Annotated in this window: 16 protein-coding genes and 1 pseudogene; 7 read left to right on the forward strand and 10 right to left on the reverse strand. The window is 70.7% G+C overall.

All coding sequences use genetic code 11. The annotated features are described in order from the left end of the window. Window positions 1-492: 492 nt before the first annotated feature. On the reverse strand, window positions 493-1,008 hold the full coding sequence (locus D457_RS0131220) for an NADPH-dependent FMN reductase (RefSeq protein ID WP_017584597.1): 516 nt from the start codon (window positions 1,006-1,008) through the stop codon (window positions 493-495). A gap of 634 nt (window positions 1,009-1,642) precedes the next feature. On the opposite strand from D457_RS0131220, the gene nagA reads away from it, so the two are divergent. The 6 genes from nagA to D457_RS0131250 all read left to right on the forward strand — a co-directional run bounded on the left by nagA (window position 1,643) and on the right by D457_RS0131250 (window position 6,411). Continuing rightward, window positions 1,643-2,800 carry an N-acetylglucosamine-6-phosphate deacetylase gene (gene nagA, locus D457_RS0131225; protein ID WP_017584598.1) on the forward strand — a complete coding sequence of 386 codons (1,158 nt, stop codon included), beginning with the start codon at window positions 1,643-1,645 and terminating at the stop codon, window positions 2,798-2,800. 102 nt (window positions 2,801-2,902) lie between these two features. Beyond that, window positions 2,903-3,211 carry a hypothetical protein gene (locus tag D457_RS0131230; protein ID WP_017584599.1) on the forward strand — a complete coding sequence of 103 codons (309 nt, stop codon included), beginning with the start codon at window positions 2,903-2,905 and terminating at the stop codon, window positions 3,209-3,211. Between the two features lie 104 nt (window positions 3,212-3,315). Next, window positions 3,316-3,828, forward strand: a complete 513-nt coding sequence (locus tag D457_RS0131235; protein WP_017584600.1) for an SRPBCC family protein — start codon at window positions 3,316-3,318, stop codon at window positions 3,826-3,828. 121 nt (window positions 3,829-3,949) lie between these two features. Beyond that, on the forward strand, window positions 3,950-4,921 hold the full coding sequence (locus D457_RS0131240; RefSeq protein ID WP_017584601.1) for an aldo/keto reductase: 972 nt from the start codon (window positions 3,950-3,952) through the stop codon (window positions 4,919-4,921). Window positions 4,922-4,963: 42 nt separating this feature from the next. Further along, window positions 4,964-5,656 carry a DUF6891 domain-containing protein gene (locus D457_RS0131245; protein WP_017584602.1) on the forward strand — a complete coding sequence of 231 codons (693 nt, stop codon included), beginning with the start codon at window positions 4,964-4,966 and terminating at the stop codon, window positions 5,654-5,656. Further along, window positions 5,653-6,411 (forward strand): helical backbone metal receptor, encoded by a 759-nt coding sequence (locus D457_RS0131250; RefSeq protein ID WP_017584603.1) that lies wholly within the window; start codon window positions 5,653-5,655, stop codon window positions 6,409-6,411. The genes D457_RS0131245 and D457_RS0131250 overlap by 4 nt, the downstream gene beginning before the upstream one ends. On the opposite strand, the gene D457_RS37400 is transcribed toward D457_RS0131250, so the two are convergent. From D457_RS37400 to D457_RS0131285, 9 genes and pseudogenes are all read right to left on the reverse strand, one after another. Next, window positions 6,398-6,589, reverse strand: a complete 192-nt coding sequence (locus D457_RS37400; protein WP_239646269.1) for a hypothetical protein — start codon at window positions 6,587-6,589, stop codon at window positions 6,398-6,400. The two genes, D457_RS0131250 and D457_RS37400, sit on opposite strands and share 14 nt — an antisense overlap. Next, complete coding sequence (locus D457_RS33865; RefSeq protein WP_017584605.1) at window positions 6,586-7,128, reverse strand: hypothetical protein; 543 nt, start codon at window positions 7,126-7,128, stop codon at window positions 6,586-6,588. Before D457_RS33865 ends, D457_RS37400 begins: the two co-directional genes overlap by 4 nt. Then, a pseudogene (locus D457_RS35240) lies at window positions 7,125-7,265 on the reverse strand (PadR family transcriptional regulator); the annotation flags it as partial. The pseudogene D457_RS35240 and the gene D457_RS33865, both read right to left, overlap by 4 nt. A 43-nt stretch (window positions 7,266-7,308) precedes the next feature. Beyond that, window positions 7,309-8,538: an MFS transporter gene (locus tag D457_RS0131260; RefSeq protein WP_239646270.1), complete on the reverse strand. Its 1,230-nt coding sequence runs from the start codon at window positions 8,536-8,538 to the stop codon at window positions 7,309-7,311. 44 nt (window positions 8,539-8,582) lie between these two features. Further along, entirely contained in the window at window positions 8,583-9,395 is an 813-nt protein-coding gene (locus tag D457_RS0131265) for an ATP-binding cassette domain-containing protein (RefSeq protein ID WP_017584607.1), read from the reverse strand. Next, on the reverse strand, window positions 9,392-10,408 hold the full coding sequence (locus D457_RS0131270) for an ABC transporter ATP-binding protein (RefSeq protein ID WP_017584608.1): 1,017 nt from the start codon (window positions 10,406-10,408) through the stop codon (window positions 9,392-9,394). Before D457_RS0131270 ends, D457_RS0131265 begins: the two co-directional genes overlap by 4 nt. Continuing rightward, window positions 10,405-12,216, reverse strand: a complete 1,812-nt coding sequence (locus D457_RS0131275; protein ID WP_017584609.1) for an ABC transporter permease subunit — start codon at window positions 12,214-12,216, stop codon at window positions 10,405-10,407. Before D457_RS0131275 ends, D457_RS0131270 begins: the two co-directional genes overlap by 4 nt. Beyond that, the gene (locus tag D457_RS0131280; RefSeq protein WP_017584610.1) at window positions 12,216-13,694 is read right to left on the reverse strand and encodes an ABC transporter substrate-binding protein; all 1,479 of its coding nucleotides are present in this window, start codon (window positions 13,692-13,694) and stop codon (window positions 12,216-12,218) included. The genes D457_RS0131275 and D457_RS0131280 overlap by 1 nt, the downstream gene beginning before the upstream one ends. A gap of 184 nt (window positions 13,695-13,878) precedes the next feature. Next, a complete protein-coding gene (locus D457_RS0131285; protein WP_026117210.1) occupies window positions 13,879-15,090 on the reverse strand; it encodes an MFS transporter in 1,212 nt (403 codons plus the stop codon). A 77-nt stretch (window positions 15,091-15,167) separates the two neighbouring features. Between D457_RS0131285 and D457_RS0131290 the strand changes: the two genes are divergently transcribed. After that, complete coding sequence (locus D457_RS0131290; RefSeq protein ID WP_017584612.1) at window positions 15,168-16,154, forward strand: ArsR/SmtB family transcription factor; 987 nt, start codon at window positions 15,168-15,170, stop codon at window positions 16,152-16,154. Window positions 16,155-16,289: the final 135 nt, after the last annotated feature.

Here is a 16,289-nt window from a genome sequence, read left to right on the forward strand (position 1 = left end):
ATGACCGGCCGCGACACGCGACCCGATCCCCGCAGGCCTGGGGAAGGCACCGGCCGAAGGCCGAGGTAGTTGGGCCCCTTTGGGGCCCGTTGGCCACCCCGGACCACACCTCCCCCGTTTCCCGATAGCCGCCCACCGCCGTCGTAGCGAAGCGGGTCAAGGTGGAGCGCCCCGATCCGGCGAAGCCGCGACGGCGACGACCTTGACGCGCGCAGCGGAGACGGCAACCATCAAGCGGCGGGAAACGGGGGAACCGCAACCCGAACCGCAGGCCCCAAGCCCCAGACCCCACACAGGCCCCAAGCCCCAGACCCCACACAGCCCTCACCCCGGATGCCCTGCCCGAGCCTGACGCAGAGAAGCCTCCCCATGTCAGCCTCTCCGCTTCTCCGGGCCCCAACGCTGCTGATTCGCCAACAGCATCCCGGTTTCGGACGCGGGCCCCTTCACGTGGCTGGACCGCTCAAGCGGTGGCTCTGCCGAGTGTTTCCACTAGGCGGCGACGGAGACGGCCTGGCGCAGGCCGGGCGCGGCGATGTCCGCCCAGGCGCGCACGACACTCTCGGGCTGGTGGGTCTCGTTCTCGGCCAGAATCAGGCCGGGCTCGGCCACCCAGGCGCCCAGGTCGGCCAGGAGGACGCGCAGGTCCTCCTCGATTCCGTGGCTGTTGCGCAGGTCGTCGACGACGGCCAGCGGGACCGCGACGGTGTGGCCCAGGCCCAGCTCGGGCAGCCGGTCCAGGAAGACCTTGAGCAGTCCGGTGTAGGTGCCGTGCACCTGTGGGGAGGCCACCAGGAGGACGTCGCTCCGGCGGACCCGCTCCAGGGCGTCGCTCACGGAGGCGGCGGACTCGGCGAGCAGGTCCGGGCCGAGCTCGGCCAGATCGATGACCTCGGGGGGCGAGGTGACCCCGGCACGGGCGGCGACCTCGGCGGCGGCGCGTAGGGCGGCGGTGTGCACGGAGGACTGGGACTTGGGGGCGGCGACGAGCACGGTGAAGCGAGTCATAGCGGAGAACTCCTGGGTTCGGTCAGAGCGAGCCGGGATCGACCGGAAGGGAACGCGGGGGGCGGTGATCGGATTCGTTGACACCGGAGGAGGACCGTCGTTCCTCATGAACCGAGGCTGAGCGGGACTTCGTCGTCCGGGGCTCGTGTGCGTCGACTCAGGCGGGGTGCTCACACGGACCGGGAAGTGGTCCGGGACCCAAGTGGGAAAGATGAGCGTCCGGTGTCTGCGTAAGGGCCAGGGGCACGGGTCAGAACCGTGGCGCGGGGCTCGTGGGCCCCGCAAGGCGCTAGCTACAACAGAGCGCGCTCGCCTGCTGTCTCAGATCGACATGCAGGCGCTGGACAAGCAGCTCACCGGCGGACATGTCTCCATCATGATGCGACCCGGCCGCTATCGTCAATGCGTGCCGCCACCCCTCCTTGGGGGTGTCGGGCTCCGCGGGTGCCGGTCCACCTCGCGGACAAGCGTCCCAGGGAGCGGGATCACCCTGTCTCCCCTGGGAATACGTGGCCTGACGGGGGTGCGCACGACCCCCGCCGAACCACCCGGCCACGCGAATGTAATTTACGACACACAACGCCCGACACCCCGCCCGACGGCGGTACCTCCAGACACAGGGAGACCCCCAGACATGGCCCACACACCCCTCACCCTGACCGGCGCGCGCGTCGTGACGGCCGACGGAACCCACGAAGGCTGGGTCCGGGTCGAGCACGGCAGGGTGGCCGAGCTCGGCACCGGCGAACCCGGTGACCCCGGCGCGGGCGACCGGCACGACGTCGGCGGACGACTGGTCGTACCGGGGCTGGTCGACACCCATATCCACGGCGGGGCGGGGCACGCCTTCCCCGAGGCCGACCCGGAGGGCGTGCGCGAGATCATCGCCTTCAACCGCCGAGCCGGGGTGACCTCCCTGGTCGGCGGGTTGGTCGCGGCCACCCCCGAGAGCACACTGCGGCAGGTCTCGGCACTGGCCGAGCTGTGCGACGAGGGCGAGTTGGCCGGGATCTACCTGGAGGGCCCCTTCATCGCGCGCTCCAAGTGCGGGGCGCACGACCCGGACCTGCTGCGCGACCCGGACACCTCCGAGTTCGACGCCTGGCTCAAGGCGGGGCGCGGGCACGTCCGGATGATCACGGTGGCCCCGGAACTGCCCGGCGCCCTGGACCTGATCGCCGCGGCACGCTCCTGCGGCGTGGTCGCGGCGGTCGGGCACACGGAGGCCAGTTACGAGCAGACCCTCGCCGCGATCGAGGCGGGGGCGACAGTGGCCACACATATCTATAACGCGATGCGGCCGCTGAACCACCGCGACCCGGGGCCGATCGCGGCGGTACTCGGCGACGAGCGGGTGACGGTGGAGCTGATCCTGGACAACGTGCACGTCCACCCGGGGGCCGCGCGCCTGGTCTTCGACGCAGCCGGGCCCGGACGGGTATCGCTGGTGACCGACGCGATGTCGGCGACCGGTCTGGGCGATGGCGAGTACACCCTGGGGGATCTCCGGGTCCAGGTCCAGGGCGGCGAGGCACGCCTCGTGGAGAACGGGGCGATCGCCTCCAGCACGATCGTGCTCCCCCAGGCTGTGCGCAACGCGGTCGCCGTGGGCGTGCCGGTGGACCGGGCCGTGCGCTCGGCCTCCTCCGTCCCTGCGGCGGCGCTCGGGCTCTCCGGCACGGGGCGGATCGAGGTCGGGGGCCACGCCGACCTCATCGTTCTGGAGGAGGACCTCTCGGTCTCCGAGGTGATGTACCGAGGCGACTGGATTTCAGACAGTTCGGTGTCCTAACGGCGTGTCGTGAGCACGGTACGGATTAGTAACTTGACCCTGAGCGACAATTACGGACAGGGCGTCGAGGAAAGCACCGTGCCTGACACGAAAGGAACCACCATGGCTCAGTCGAGACAGGCCAACGACCAGCAGCCGACCCGCGTGCCCTCCGAGGAGCGTGAGCACCTCGGCAAGCTCGCCAGCGAACTGTCCCGCTACGAAGTCCAGTCGGAGGTGATGGACGACCCCGCCCTGTGCCTGCGGGTGCGCAACCCGTCCTCCACCTACGCGGTCGAGGACGTGATCTGCGAGCGGCGCGAACACGACTTCGCGTTCATCGCCTCGTTCGGTGTCCACCTGGGCAACAGCGGGAGCGTGTCGCTCACCGCCCACAAGGTCGCGTGGCTGGTGGGAGCAACCAAGGAGTAGGAAGCCGGACAACGGGGGCGGCGCCGGCGGGCACCGCCCCCGTCGGGCGCCTCACCCGGGTCTTGGTACCTTCACCAAAAGCCACCGGACGAACAGGACCCCTCGTGCTCAACTTCCGCTACGGGCTCCACCCCGTTGACCAGACCTTCTTCGAGACCGCACCTATGCGCTGGAGAGTGGGCCTGGAACTGGCGGCCTCCCCCGACGAGGTCTGGGCGGGCCTGACCGCGCCCCGCCCGCTGTCCTGGTGCCGTGCGCTCTCCGACGTGCACTACACCTCCGAGGCCCCCTACGGCACGGACACCACCCGCGAGGCCACCGTGCTGGGCACGTACCGGATGCACGAGAAGTTCTTCCACTGGGACGAGGCCGAACGCCGCAAGTCCTTCTACGCCGACGCGGCCACCCTCCCCGTCTTCAGCTCCTTCGCCGAGGACTACCACGTGCTCCCCTTCGAAGGCGGCAGCAAGCTCGTGTGGTCCTTCGCCTTCGCCCCGTGGAAGGGCCTGGACAGCGCCATGCAGCTGGGCACACCGCTCACGGAGACCCTGCTCGCCTCCCTCGTCAAGGACACCCGAAACCACTTCGGCCCCCTGACCGAAGTCCACCGCCCCTGAACCCGGCCCTTCCACGCCGGACGCCCGGCGGTTAGGCTCGGTCGCGGTCTGCCGAGGGTGGTCCGACAACACCCCTGTCCGGACCACCGTGACCGCACACCCTTCGGCGGAGGCAGAGCATATGGAGTACGTCAAGCTGGGCCGGACGGGCCTGGACGTCTCGCGCGTCACCCTCGGCTGCATGAGCTACGGAGCCCCCGGGAGGGGACGCCACGACTGGACCCTCGACGAGGAGACCAGCAGGCCGTTCATCCGCCAGGCCCTCGACGCGGGCGTCAACTTCTTCGACACCGCCAACACCTACTCGGACGGCCACAGCGAGGAGATCGTCGGCCGTGCGCTGGCCGAGTACGCCGACCGCGACGAGATCGTCCTGGCCACCAAGGTGTTCACGCCGATGCGCCAGAACCGCCCTAACGGCGGTGGGCTCTCGCGCAAGAACATCATGGCCGAGATCGACCACAGCCTGCGGCGGCTGGGCACCGACTACGTGGACCTCTACCAGATCCACCGCTTCGACCCCGCCACCCCACTGGAGGAGACCGTCGAAGCCCTACACGACGTGGTGAAGGCGGGCAAGGCCCGCTACGTGGGTGCCTCCTCGATGTACGCCTGGCAGTTCGCCAAGGCCCTGCGCGTAGCCGACGTCAACGGCTGGACCCGGTTCGCCACCATGCAGAACCACTACAACCTGCTTTACCGGGAGGAGGAGCGGGAGATGCTGCCGCTGTGCGCGGACGAGGGCATCGGGGTGATCCCGTGGAGTCCGCTCGCCCGCGGCCTGCTCACCCGCGAGTGGGGTACGGAGACCGCCCGGACCAGGGGCGACGTGTTCGGCGGCACCCTGTACCGCGAGGAGGACCGCTCGATCGTGGACGCCGTGGGCCGGATCGCCGAGAAGCGCGGTGTGCCCCGGGCCCAGGTGGCCCTGGCCTGGGTCTCCCGCAACCCCGCGGTGACCTCACCGATCATCGGCGCCACCAAGCCCAGGCACCTCACCGACGCAGTGGAGTCGCTGGGCATCGAGCTGACCGACGACGAGGCCCAGGAGCTGGAGCGGCACTACACGCCCCGCCCCGTGGTCGGGTTCTGAAGGGTCCCGAAAACGTCGGCGACGGCAAGCATAATCGGTGTCATGGACAACCCCTTCCCAAACGCGGACGCGGACAAGATCCTCGGTGAGACCTGGGCGAACCTGTGCGCCCAGGTCGTTCTGGGGGTGCTGGGCTTCGACGAGATCGTCGACAGACGCATCGACGACCTCATCCTGGACGGCCTGGCCGAGTACGTCGAGAACCCCGAGCTGCTTCCCACCGACGATCCCCACCTCCAGCGCGACTGGATGGTCGCGCTGCTGGATGCCGAGTTCGCCTCGGCCCTGCGACGGCAAGAGACGGCGGAGATGGAGGAGGGCGGTTCGGTCCTGGACTCCGAGCGACTGACCGCGGCCTTCGCCGATCTGGACGCCGCCGGGATCCTGGCCCGGGAGAACTACGCCTGCTGCAACTCCTGCGCAACGGCGGAGCTGGCCGGAGAGGCCGAGCAGCTGCGCGGCGAACGCGCCCGTGGCGGGCTGCCACCGGTCCGAGGCTACGTGTACTACCACCGGCAGGACGCCGAGCGACTGGCTCCGTTCCTCGGCTTCGGCTCCTACGTCGAGGACTCCCCGGCCGAACACGCCGCCGTCGGCCGGGAGATCGTCGAGGCCCTCCGGTGCCACGGCCTGGCACCCGGGTGGGGCGGCGATCCGAACCAGAAGATCGAGGGCCCCTCCCTGGCCCGCCGCAGGACCGGAGCGCTGGCCTGGCACCCGAGCGCCGCCGGGTGACCCTCCCCGAGGACGACCTGGGGCATCCGGTTCCGTTGGGTTCGGTGCCGGGCCGGGTGGTGAGCCTGGTGCCCTCCCTCACCGAGGCGATCGCGCACACCGTTCCCGAAGCCGTGGTCGGCGCGACCGTGTGGTGCACCCATCCGCCTGATCTGGCGGTGGAACGGCTGCGCGGCACCAAGAACCCGCACGTGCGGCGGATCGTCGAGCTCGCCCCGGACCTGGTCGTGGCCAACCGGGAGGAGAACCGGGAACGGCACGTCCTCCAGCTGCGCGAGGCCGGGATCCCGGTGTGGGTGACCGACATCCGCACTCTCACCGAGGCGTTCGCCTCACTGCACCGACTGCTCGACGCCCTGGCACCCGGGTCCTCCCCCGCCTGGCTGTCCGATGCCGAGTCGGTGTGGGGAGGCCCCGCCCCGGCGGAGCGGATTCGGGTGGCGGTACCGATCTGGCGGGACCCGTGGATGTTCGTGGGCGCCGACACCTTCGCCCACGACCTGCTCGCCCGGCTGGGTGCGGAGAACGTGTTCGCCGGCCTCCCCGGGCGCTACCCCGAAACCGACCCCGACGAAGCGGACGGGGCGGACCTGGTGCTCCTGCCCGACGAGCCCTACGCCTTCAGCGCCGGAGACGGCCCGGAGGCCTTCGCCCCACCCTCGGTCCTCGTGTCCGGGCGGGACCTGACCTGGTACGGCCCCTCCCTGGTCCAGGCCCACGAGCGCCTGTCCCGGGCGCTGGTCAGCGGTTCCTGATCCGGGCGAACAGCTTGAAGAAGAGCCAAACCACGACCGTCATGACGGCCAGGCCCAGGAGCCCGCCCACCAGGGCGTCCAAGAGGGTCATCAACCGGTCGGCGGTGTCGCCCTCCCAGAGGGTCCGGCCCAGGATGAACAGCGAGAACATCAGGAGCGCCAGGAAGAACGTGGTCACCACAGCCCCGGGGACCCCCAGAAGAACCGCTTCCGGACCGGCTCGGGACGCTCGTCCAACTCCGCCTCCGGACCGACCAGCGCGGCGCGGGACCGCTTGAAGTAGGCGAAGGTGAAGTAGTGCCCGCACGGCTCCCAGCCCTCCGGCGCCAGCCGCTCCGCCATCCGGGCCCGCTCCCGCTTCCCGAGCGCGGACTCCTGCCGGTACTCCCAGGCCTGCGGGTTCTCGTCCCGGTGGCTGACGAAGGCCCCCTTGCCGTTGAGGTGGCCGACCTCCCACCCCTGGGCGCCCAGCTCGTTCAACCGCCTCTGGGCCTCGAAGGAGTCAGCACCCCAGACCATGGTCTCGGTTCCAGCCTCGGCACCCTCGTTCCCCCCGGTGAGATCGTCGGCGAACTCCTCGACCGAACCGAACTCCTCCCTCGGGTCCACACCGCCCTCGGCCACGAACGCGGCCAGGTCGTCCACCGTCTCCCGAACCCGCTCCTCCGGGACCTCCCGCTCACGCAGCAGCGTCTCCAGCTCGTCCAGGTAACTCATCGGATTCCGCCCTTCGCCAGGACCTCGCGTACTGATCCGTCGAACTCCAGCCAGGCCGCGCCCTGCTCGGCCAGCAACGCACGGCCCTGGTCGGTCAGTTGGTAGTAGCGCCGCCCCGGACCCTTCTCGGCCGCGCGGACTAGATAGCCATGCGTCCTTCAGGTGATCCGTGCCCGGAGTTCAGGAAGCCCCATGCCCAGGCGTCCCCTCGCTCCGGGGAACGCAGAGGGCCCCGGCCAGGGGGACCAGGGCCAGCACCCCCCAGGCCCACGGACCCGCCAGGTCCAGCAGCGCTCCGATCGGGACACTGCCCAGAAGCACCACCAGACCTGAAAGCGAGGACAGCGTGCCCGTGAACAGACCGAGCTGCCGGTCGTCGACCAGGTCGGGGACCCAGGCCCGGACGGTGGGCACGATCAGGACCTGGCTGAGGGTGAGCGCGGTGACGAACACGATCGAGGGCAGCAACCCGCCGAGAACGGTGGTGGGCATCAGCAGAGCCGAGACGGCGAAGCCCGCCGCTATCAGAAGCAGCCCCCACCGCAGGGTCCCGCGGCGCGAGAGCCGGGCGCCCGCCCACCCCAGCAGGGGCAGCTGCACCGCGATGTAGAGCACCGACGCGTAGGCGAGCAGCCAACCCAGCGCGGTCTGTGTGCCGGTCGCCCGTTCCACCTCCTGGGGCAGGGCCAGATAGAGCTGGTTGTAGGACAGCAGATAACCGCTGTAAGCCAGGCACAGCCACAGGAACGGGCGGTTGCGCCACAGCGGTCGCAACCTCTCCCGCAAGGACTGACGTCCGCTGTCGCCTGTCGTCGGCGCCCCCGGAGCGCGATGGGGCATCAGGCGCAAGTGCCCCGCCAACACCAGGAGAAACACTCCGGCACCGACCAGGCACGCCGCCCTGAACCCGCCGAGCAGCAGTACGGCGCCCAGCGGCGGGCCTATCAGTGTCCCCGCCTGGCCGGCGACGGAGAACAGGGCGAGGACCCGCGTGCGCGGCGTCCCGACAGCCTGTTCGTGCCGTACCGCCTGGCGCGCCACCTCCGTCTCCACCGCCGGGGAGAACAGAGCGGCGGCGAACCCGACCAGCAGAACCGACCCGATGACCGCCGCGGTGCCCTGCGCGAACCCCAGCCAGACGAACCCGGCGACGCGCAGCACACAGCCGACCACCACCACGGGTCGCGCGCCGAACCGGTCGGTGAGCGCGCCACCCACGACGAACAGACCCTGTTGGCTGAACGTCCGCAGACCCAGGACCAGGCCCACGAGCCACCCGGCCAGACCGAGTGCGCCGCCCAGGTGCGCGGCGAGATAGGGCAGGACCACGAAGAAGCCGACGTTGAACGCGAACTGGGATCCGATCAGCAGGCGTAGCAGCGGGCCGACCTCCCGCAAGTCTCGGAGCACAGCACTCCCCCGTGAACGGGGCCGCCGCGTCCGGGTCGCGGGGGTCACGGCGCGGCCGGGACAGGTCGAGGCCCCCGCCCTGGCATCGCCGCCAACAGCTCCCGCGTGTACGGGTCGGTCGGCTCCGAACACACCTGGCGGGCGGAACCGGTCTCCACGATCCTGCCCTGGCGCATCACCGCCACCCGGTGCGCGAGGTGCCGCACCAGCGCGAGGTCATGGCAGATGAACAGGTAACCCAGTCCGAGTTCCTCCTGTAGGTCGGTGAGCAGGTTGAGCACCCCCGCACGCACGGAGGCATCGAGTGCGGACACCGGTTCGTCCAGCACCAGCAGCCGCGGCTCGCAGGCCAACGCTCGGGCGATCCCGACCCGCTGGCACTGCCCGCCGGACAGCTCGTGCGGCCTGCGGTACCCGTGCACGGCGTCCAGACCCACCTTGGCCATGAGCTCCGCCACCCGGTTGGGGCCGGACTCACGGTCCCAGCGCCCCTGTACCCGCAGGGGCTCGGCGAGGGCCTCGCGCACACTCAGCCGGGGGCTGAGCGAACCGTAGGGGTCCTGGAAGACCGGCTGCAGGGCGGGGCGCAGCGGCCGCAGCTCCCGCTCGCTCATCGTGGTCAACTCACGCCCGAGGAAACACACCGATCCCGAATCGGCCCTGCGCAGACCGGTCACCGCCGATGCGGTACTGGACTTGCCGCACCCCGACTCCCCGACCAGAGCGAGTGTCTCCCCCGCCTGGAGGTCGAAGGAGACGTGGTCCACGGCCAGGACCCCGGGCGCCCTCCGCGAGCCTCCGGGGTAGCGCACCACGAGATCGCGTACCCGAAGCAGGGGTTGCGCCGTGTCGGTCATGGCGTCCTTTCGATGAACAGGTCTCTCGCCGGCACGGGCAGGTCCTGCCACCGCCGGCAGGAGACCAGGTGCCCGGGTGCCGTGGCCGGGACCGGCTCCGGTTCGACGGTGTCGCAGCTTTCCTCGGCCAAGGGGCAGCGCGGGGCGAAGGCGCAGCCCAAGGGCAGCGCCGACGGGGACGGCGGCGTACCGCCGATGGAGGGAAGGCGACGGCCCTCGGATCCCTGCGTAGGCAGCGAGGCGAGCAGACCCGCGGTGTAGGGCGCCCGCGGCGCGGCGAAGACCTCCTGCGCTCCGCCTGACTCCACATGCCGCCCGGCGTACATCACCAGTACCCGGTCGGCGTGTCCGCGGACCACCTCCAGGTCGTGGGTGACCAGAACGAGCGCCGTGCCCGTGGCGGCGCGCAGCTCCGCGAGCAGCTGCAGCACCCGTGCCTGCATCCGGGGGTCGAGGGCGGTCGTCGGCTCGTCGGCGAACACCACGTCGGGCTCGTTGATCATGGCCATCGCGATCACCGCTCGCTGACGCATGCCACCGGAGAACTCGTGCGGATAGGCCCGGGCGCGCCGTGCGGCGTCGGGGATGCCGACCCGCTCCAGCGCCGCCACAGCCCGTTCCCACGCCTGCGCCCGGCTGATGCGCCGCACCGACCGTAGGGCCCGGACGAGCTGCCCTCCCACGGTGTGCACGGGGCTGAGCACGGAGAGCGCGTCCTGAGGGATCAGTGACACACGGCGTCCGCGCAGGGAGCGCATGGTCGACGGTGAAGCGCCGACCACCTCGGTACCGGCCAGTCGGACACTACCGGTGACCGTTGCCCCGTGGGGCGTCATCCCCACAACGGCGCGGGCCGTGAGCGACTTGCCCGCCCCCGACTCCCCGACGAGGGCCAACGTCTCGCCCGGGGACACGTCGAAGGACAGGCCCCGCACCACGGGGACCGTACCGCCCCGAGGGCCGGGAAGGGTCACGTGCAGGTCCCGCACGGACAAGACGGTGTCGCCGTTCATGGCACCGCTTTCTCCGAAGTGGCAGGCCCAGCATCTGGCGCCTGGCGACGGTACCGCGACCAAGCGCCCGTCGGCAGAGTGGACAGGGACACCGCGAACGCGGCGAGCAGCAGCAGCATCGCGGTCGGCGCGAGGGTGGCCATGGGTGCTCGCTCCACGTAGGGCAGGGACTCGGACAGGCTCAGGCCCCACTCGGCGGACGGTGGTTGCGCTCCCAGCCCCAGGAAGCCCAATGAGGCCAGGGCCAGTGCGATACCGGGCAACCGCAGGACCGCGTGCCGCCCCACCGGGCCGACGACGGCCGGGAGCACGTGCCGTAGCAGGATCCATCCCGGTCCGGCGCCGATGGCCCGTTGAGCGCTGAGGTAGGCGGCGGCACGGGTCTCCTGGACCAGTGCCGCGGCGTGCGCCGCCAGCGGTGGCCAGGAGACCAACGCGATGGCGACGGAAGCACCGAGTACACCGGGTCCCAGCACCGCGACCACCAGAATCCCGGCGATCACCGGGGGTAGGGCGTTGGTCATCTCGGATGCGCCCGTGGCCAGGGCGGGCCGGAAGCCGATGAACAGGGCGATCAGCAGGCTCACCAGGCACACCAGCGCGGCAATGCCGATGGTGGAGACGGCGCCGTGTCCGAGCCGGGCGAGCACGTCGCGTCCGACCGCGTCGGTCCCCAGGGGGTGTGTCCACGAAGGCGGAGCCAGACGCAGGGCTGTGTCCACGGTCCACGCGTCCCGGGTCAGGCCCCACAAGGAGACCGTGATCAGTACGGCCGCGCAGACGAGGGGCACCGAGCGACGGAGCGCCCCCGCCTCGGCGGGTGGCGGCGGAGGCAGCGACAGGGCGGCGTCACGCAGCCCCGGGCCGAGCATGCGGCGGTGCGTGAACTGGGCGAGTATTCCGGCGAGCACTCCGAGGAGCACGAGGGCGAGAACCGACCCCTGCAGCATCGGCAGGTCCTGGGACCGGGCAGCGCCCAGCGCGGTGCGGCCGATACCGGGAACGGTGAAGATCGTCTCGACCGCGACCGCCCCGCCGACGAGGCTGACCGCGACCAGACCCAGCTGGGGGACCAGGGCCGGGGTGGCCCGGCGCAGTGCCGCTGCTCCGATCATGGCAGGCGAGCAGCCCGAACCCTCCCACAGTGCGACCCAGCGTTCGGAGAAGACCGAGGGCAGGGCGTCGTCGACGAGCCGACCGAGCAGCCCGCCCGTCGGAATGCCCATTGCCAGCGCGGGCAGGATCAGGTTCTGCGGCCCCTGCCAGCCGTAGGGAGGCAGCCACCCCCACCACACCGACACCACCAGCATCAGCACGATGGCGATGAGAAACTCGGGCAGGGCGGTGAACATCGCGGCCAGGGCACCGCTACCGGACCTGCCCGACCGCAGTGTGCCGCGTGCCCCGCGAATCAGGACCGGGGCGCACAGAGCGGCCGCAACGGTGAGGGCGACCACGAGAGCCGACCCCATGAGCAGGAGCGAAACCCCCGTGGCCGCCATGACCGACGGCAGCACGGGTGCGTCGGAGACCCAGGACGTCCCGAGATCGCCGCGCAGCACCCCGCTGAACCAGTGACCAAACAGCGCCACGGGCCCCTCGGCCAGCCCCAGGTCCTCGCGGATGGCGTTCAGCGCCTCCTCGGTGGGTTCCTGCTCGGCGGATCGGGCACGGAGCAGAGCCAGAGCGGGATCGCGTCCGGACAACCACGGCAGGAGTCCGACCACGACCGTGATGACGGCCAGCGCGCAGACCCGGGAAAGGAGCGGCCCGGGCCCCCTGCCTCGGAGGGACACCGCACCGGACATCAGTTCAGCCTGGTCTGCGCGGTGACGAGGACGCGCTCACGCGGGTCCTTGGCGGAGTCCTGGACGCGGGCGGCGTCACCCTGGATCACCCGTTCGTGCAGCATCGGAATGGCGGCGTCGGTGCTGAGTACGGCGGCTTCGGCCTCCAGGATGGCGGCACGGCGCTCGTCGCCGGCAGGAGCCCGCTCAGCCGCACGCAGGGCCTCGTCCACGTCCTCGTCGCACAGTTGCGCGATGTTAAACGATCCCACGCAGGAGAAGTCACTGGTCATGTAGGCGGCGGGGTCTCCGGAGTCGAGCACGGTCGCCCGGGAGAGGATGAAGGCGTCGAACTCGCCGTTGAGCGCGTCCTCCTCGATGTTGGCGTACTCGCGCACCACCTGCTCGACCTCGAATCCGGCGCTCTCCAGCTGCTGCTCCAGAACGGTCGCCACCTCGGGCAGCTCGGCGCGGTCGGTGAAGGTGGCCAGGGTAATGGCGATTCCGTCGGGTTCGTCCGATTCAGTGGCGTCCGTGCGGTCGGTGCGCTCCGAGGCCCAGGGCAGTGCCGGGCCCAACAGACCCTCGGCGATGTCGGCGCGTCCCTCGTAGACGCCCTCCACGAGTGCTTCGGCGTCGATGGCCTCGCGTACAGCGGCGCGTAGACCGGGGTCGGTGAAGGGGCCGTCCTGGGTGTTCAGGTACAGGGTGTTGGTGCGCGGCATCGGCACCTCGGTGATGGTGTCCTCGTCCAGGAGGGAGGCCTGGGATGTGGGAATGGACTCGACGATGTCCGCCTCACCGGTGCGCAGCGCGGCGGCGCGCGCGGTGCCGTCCGGGACGAAGCTGACGTCGATGCCGGTGGCCAGGGCGAGCTCACCCCAGTAGTCGTCGAAGCGGTCCAGGCGGGCGGAGGTGGTGCCGTTGACCTCAACGATCTCGAAAGGGCCGGTGCCGGTCCCGACAGGGTCGACCGTGTTGCCGGAGTAGGCGCTCTCAGCGAGGATCGACAGCTGGGGCGAGGACAGCCGCTGGGGCACAAGGGGGTCTTCCTCCGCGGTGGCGACGGTAACGGTGTCGCCGTCCGCGCTCACCTGAAGTTCCACACCGTCGAGGATGCGTGGTTTGGGCGTGGCAGCGGCTGCGTAGGAAAGGGCGTGAGCGACCGTGTCCGCGGTCAGCTCCGTGCCGTCCTGGAAGACGACCCCGTCTCGGACGGTGAACTCCCAGGTCGTGTCGTCGACCTGGATCCACTCGGTGGCCAGCCCGGGCTGAGGGTCGCCCTCCTCGTCCAGGTTGACCAGCGTCTCGGCGGCGCTCCAACGGGAGAGTTTGAAGGCGTCGTCGCTCAGCGGGGTCAGGCCGGATCTGGGCGGTTGCATCATGGCCAGGGCGATCCTGCCGTCGTCGGTGTCCTCGCCAGAGAAAGAGCAGGCCGACAGGAGGAGGACGGACGCCATGCCGAGGCAGGCGGCGGGAAGGCTCTTGTGAGAGTGCACGGGACTACTTCCAGGGAGGACAGGGGAGCGGGATCGGCAGCGTGAACCCGCGACCGAGAGGCCAAAGACTAGCCGACGATAACCGTTTTCATTAACACTTCTGGCACAAAAGTGACTTTAGCCACCAAAGGGTTCGATACCCCGCACATCAGGAAACTCCATGCCGGCGGAGTCCGCCCACGGGCTAGCCGACCACACGGACTCCCCCACACTGGCCGCTCCTGCGCGTGAACCGCCGCCCGAACACCGCCACCGCGACCAGTCCACCCACCCCCGCGAGGGCCACCGCCAGGTGCGGGGGCACGAACTCCGCCACCGCCCCAGCCAGGGCGAACCCCGCTCCCTGGGTGATCATCAATCCCGCCGAAGCCACCGAGAACACCCGCCCGCGCATCTCCTCCGGGGTCGCCTCCAACAGAAGCGCGTCCAGGGCCAGCGTGTAGCCGTACCCGAGCGCGCCCACCACCAGCGCGACCACCGCCAGCACCGGCCCCGGGTTCAGCAGGAACAGCAGAGACGGAACGAAGGTGGCGCAGGCCAACGGCAGCATCCAGCGCCGCCGCTGCTCGGCGGTGAGCAAAGCACCCGCCAGCAGCTCACCCGCCACCGTGCCCACCGGCCCGGCGGTCAGCAGCATCGCCACCAGCATCGGACCACCGCCCATCCCCGCCGCCAGTGGGGCGGCCAGGGCCTCGGACCACACGAAAAGCGACGCCGGAACCCAGGTGAGCAGGAAGACCGCCCGCAGCCGGGGAAGTCGGAAGGCCTCGCGTACCCCGCCCCATGAGGAACCGACCAGCCCGCCCGCGACCTCCCGGCCCGGCCGTGCCCGCGTCCCCATCCCCACCAACAGCCCCGAGACGGCCATCAGCGCCGCGGCGACCAGCAGTGCCGCGGCCGGTGAGGTGGCCAGCATCAGCACCCCACCGAACGAGAACCCGGCGATCTGCGCGGTCTGCGCGGCCATCCGCAGCAGCGAACGCCCCAACGGGAACCCGTCCCGGTCCAGCACGTCCGCGATCGCGGCCGACCTCGCCCCCGAGTAGACGGGCGCGACCGTGCCGCTCACCACCAGCAGCGCCAGCATCACCCACACCGGCGTACCGGGCACCGCCATGCACGCCATCACCGCACCGCTGACCAGCTGCGCGATCACCATCACCCGGCGCGCGGGGAAACGATCGGCGACCGACGACAACAACGAGGCCCCGACCAGCTGCGGCAGGAACCCCAGGGCGAAGGCCAGTGCGGACAGCAACGGCGAACCGGTGCGCTCGAAGATCAGCACGGACAGGGTGATCTGAACCGCGACCAGTGCCAGAATCGACAGGATCTCCGCGAGGAAGAGGACACGGAACTCGGGCACGGACAGCACCCGACGAAAAGAGGAGGACATGGGCCCACCCTGGGCCCGCGACGCACCCGCCTCAACAGATTCGGCTATCTTCGAATCCAGCTGGGAGGTGAACGCACATGCCAGGCCAGGTCGTCTTCGAGCACGAGGACCTGCTGCGCTGCCGGTTCGCCGTCTCTCCGCTCTGGGAGACCCTCGCCGCCGTGCACACCCTGTTCGAACCGCACCGGCAGAGCTTCCATCTGCCCTGGCTCCGCGCTGCCAGGCTCCCCGAGCAGCTCGATCTCACCCCGATCCGGCTGCTCCTCCCCCGCCCGGGCTACGTGCCGGACTTCCTCACTCCCCCGCCGGACTCCCCGCTGACCAGCTTCGAGGACGGAATCGCACGCCTGCGGACCACCTCGCCCGACCGCGTGGACCACGAACTACGCCTGAGCCTGCTCGCCCCGCACCGCCGCCTCCCGCCAGCGACGACGGAACCGCTCCTCAGCGACCCCGCCGCCACCCGAGACACCATGGCGGACCTGCTCACCAGCTGCTGGAACGACCTGGTCCGACCGCACTGGCCGCGCCTGCGGTCCCTCTTGGACGCCGACATCGCCCTGCGCTCCCGCGTGCTCGCCCTCGAAGGCCTGGAAGCACTCATGACCGGCCTGGACGACCGCCTGCGTTGGGAGGGCGACACCCTGAACATGGCCGGCCCCTCCGCCCCCGAAAGACTCCACCTGGGCAACCGGGGCCTGGTCCTGATGCCGAGCGCCTTCATCTGGCCGGAGCTGATCCTCATCAGCGAGGAACCCTGGCAGCCCACCCTCGTCTACCCCGCCCGAGGCGTAGGCGACCTGTGGACGACCCCGGGCAGCCCACCCGAAGCCCTCGCGAAGGTGATGGGGCGCACCCGCGCCCGCATCCTGACCCGCCTGAACACCCCGCAGACCACTCGTGACCTCGCCAGGATCCTCGATCTCGCCCCGGCCACGGCCTCCTCCAGCCTGACCGCGCTGAGGGACGCGGGCCTCCTGGAATCCTGGCGCGCGGGCCGCGAGGTCTTCTACACCCGCTCACCGCTGGGGAGTGCGCTGGTCGCGGAGTGCTCCCCGCTCTGAGCGGAACACCCAGGCGTGTCCCGGAAGCGATGCCTTCTTCGGCGGGCCTGCACCACAGGGGTTGGGCCCCTTGTCTTGCTCACCTTGGATGATCTTGCTACCAGAAGCGAAATCAGCGCCCTCGGGTTTCGTGGT

It is taken from the genome of Nocardiopsis valliformis DSM 45023 (assembly GCF_000340985.1).
Lineage (GTDB): Bacteria > Actinomycetota > Actinomycetes > Streptosporangiales > Streptosporangiaceae > Nocardiopsis > Nocardiopsis exhalans.

Bases quoted from the DNA above. Each gene is read 5' to 3' on its own strand.
- D457_RS0131220 (WP_017584597.1), bottom strand. From the start codon at position 1,008: ATGACTCGCTTCACCGTGCTCGTCGCCGCCCCCAAGTCCCAGTCCTCC.
- nagA (WP_017584598.1), top strand. From the start codon at position 1,643: ATGGCCCACACACCCCTCACCCTGACCGGCGCGCGCGTCGTGACGGCC.
- D457_RS0131230 (WP_017584599.1), top strand. From the start codon at position 2,903: ATGGCTCAGTCGAGACAGGCCAACGACCAGCAGCCGACCCGCGTGCCC.
- D457_RS0131240 (WP_017584601.1), top strand. From the start codon at position 3,950: ATGGAGTACGTCAAGCTGGGCCGGACGGGCCTGGACGTCTCGCGCGTC.
- D457_RS0131245 (WP_017584602.1), top strand. From the start codon at position 4,964: ATGGACAACCCCTTCCCAAACGCGGACGCGGACAAGATCCTCGGTGAG.
- D457_RS33865 (WP_017584605.1), bottom strand. From the start codon at position 7,128: ATGAGTTACCTGGACGAGCTGGAGACGCTGCTGCGTGAGCGGGAGGTC.
- D457_RS0131265 (WP_017584607.1), bottom strand. From the start codon at position 9,395: ATGACCGACACGGCGCAACCCCTGCTTCGGGTACGCGATCTCGTGGTG.
- D457_RS0131270 (WP_017584608.1), bottom strand. From the start codon at position 10,408: ATGAACGGCGACACCGTCTTGTCCGTGCGGGACCTGCACGTGACCCTT.
- D457_RS0131275 (WP_017584609.1), bottom strand. From the start codon at position 12,216: ATGTCCGGTGCGGTGTCCCTCCGAGGCAGGGGGCCCGGGCCGCTCCTT.
- D457_RS0131285 (WP_026117210.1), bottom strand. From the start codon at position 15,090: ATGTCCTCCTCTTTTCGTCGGGTGCTGTCCGTGCCCGAGTTCCGTGTC.
- D457_RS0131290 (WP_017584612.1), top strand. From the start codon at position 15,168: ATGCCAGGCCAGGTCGTCTTCGAGCACGAGGACCTGCTGCGCTGCCGG.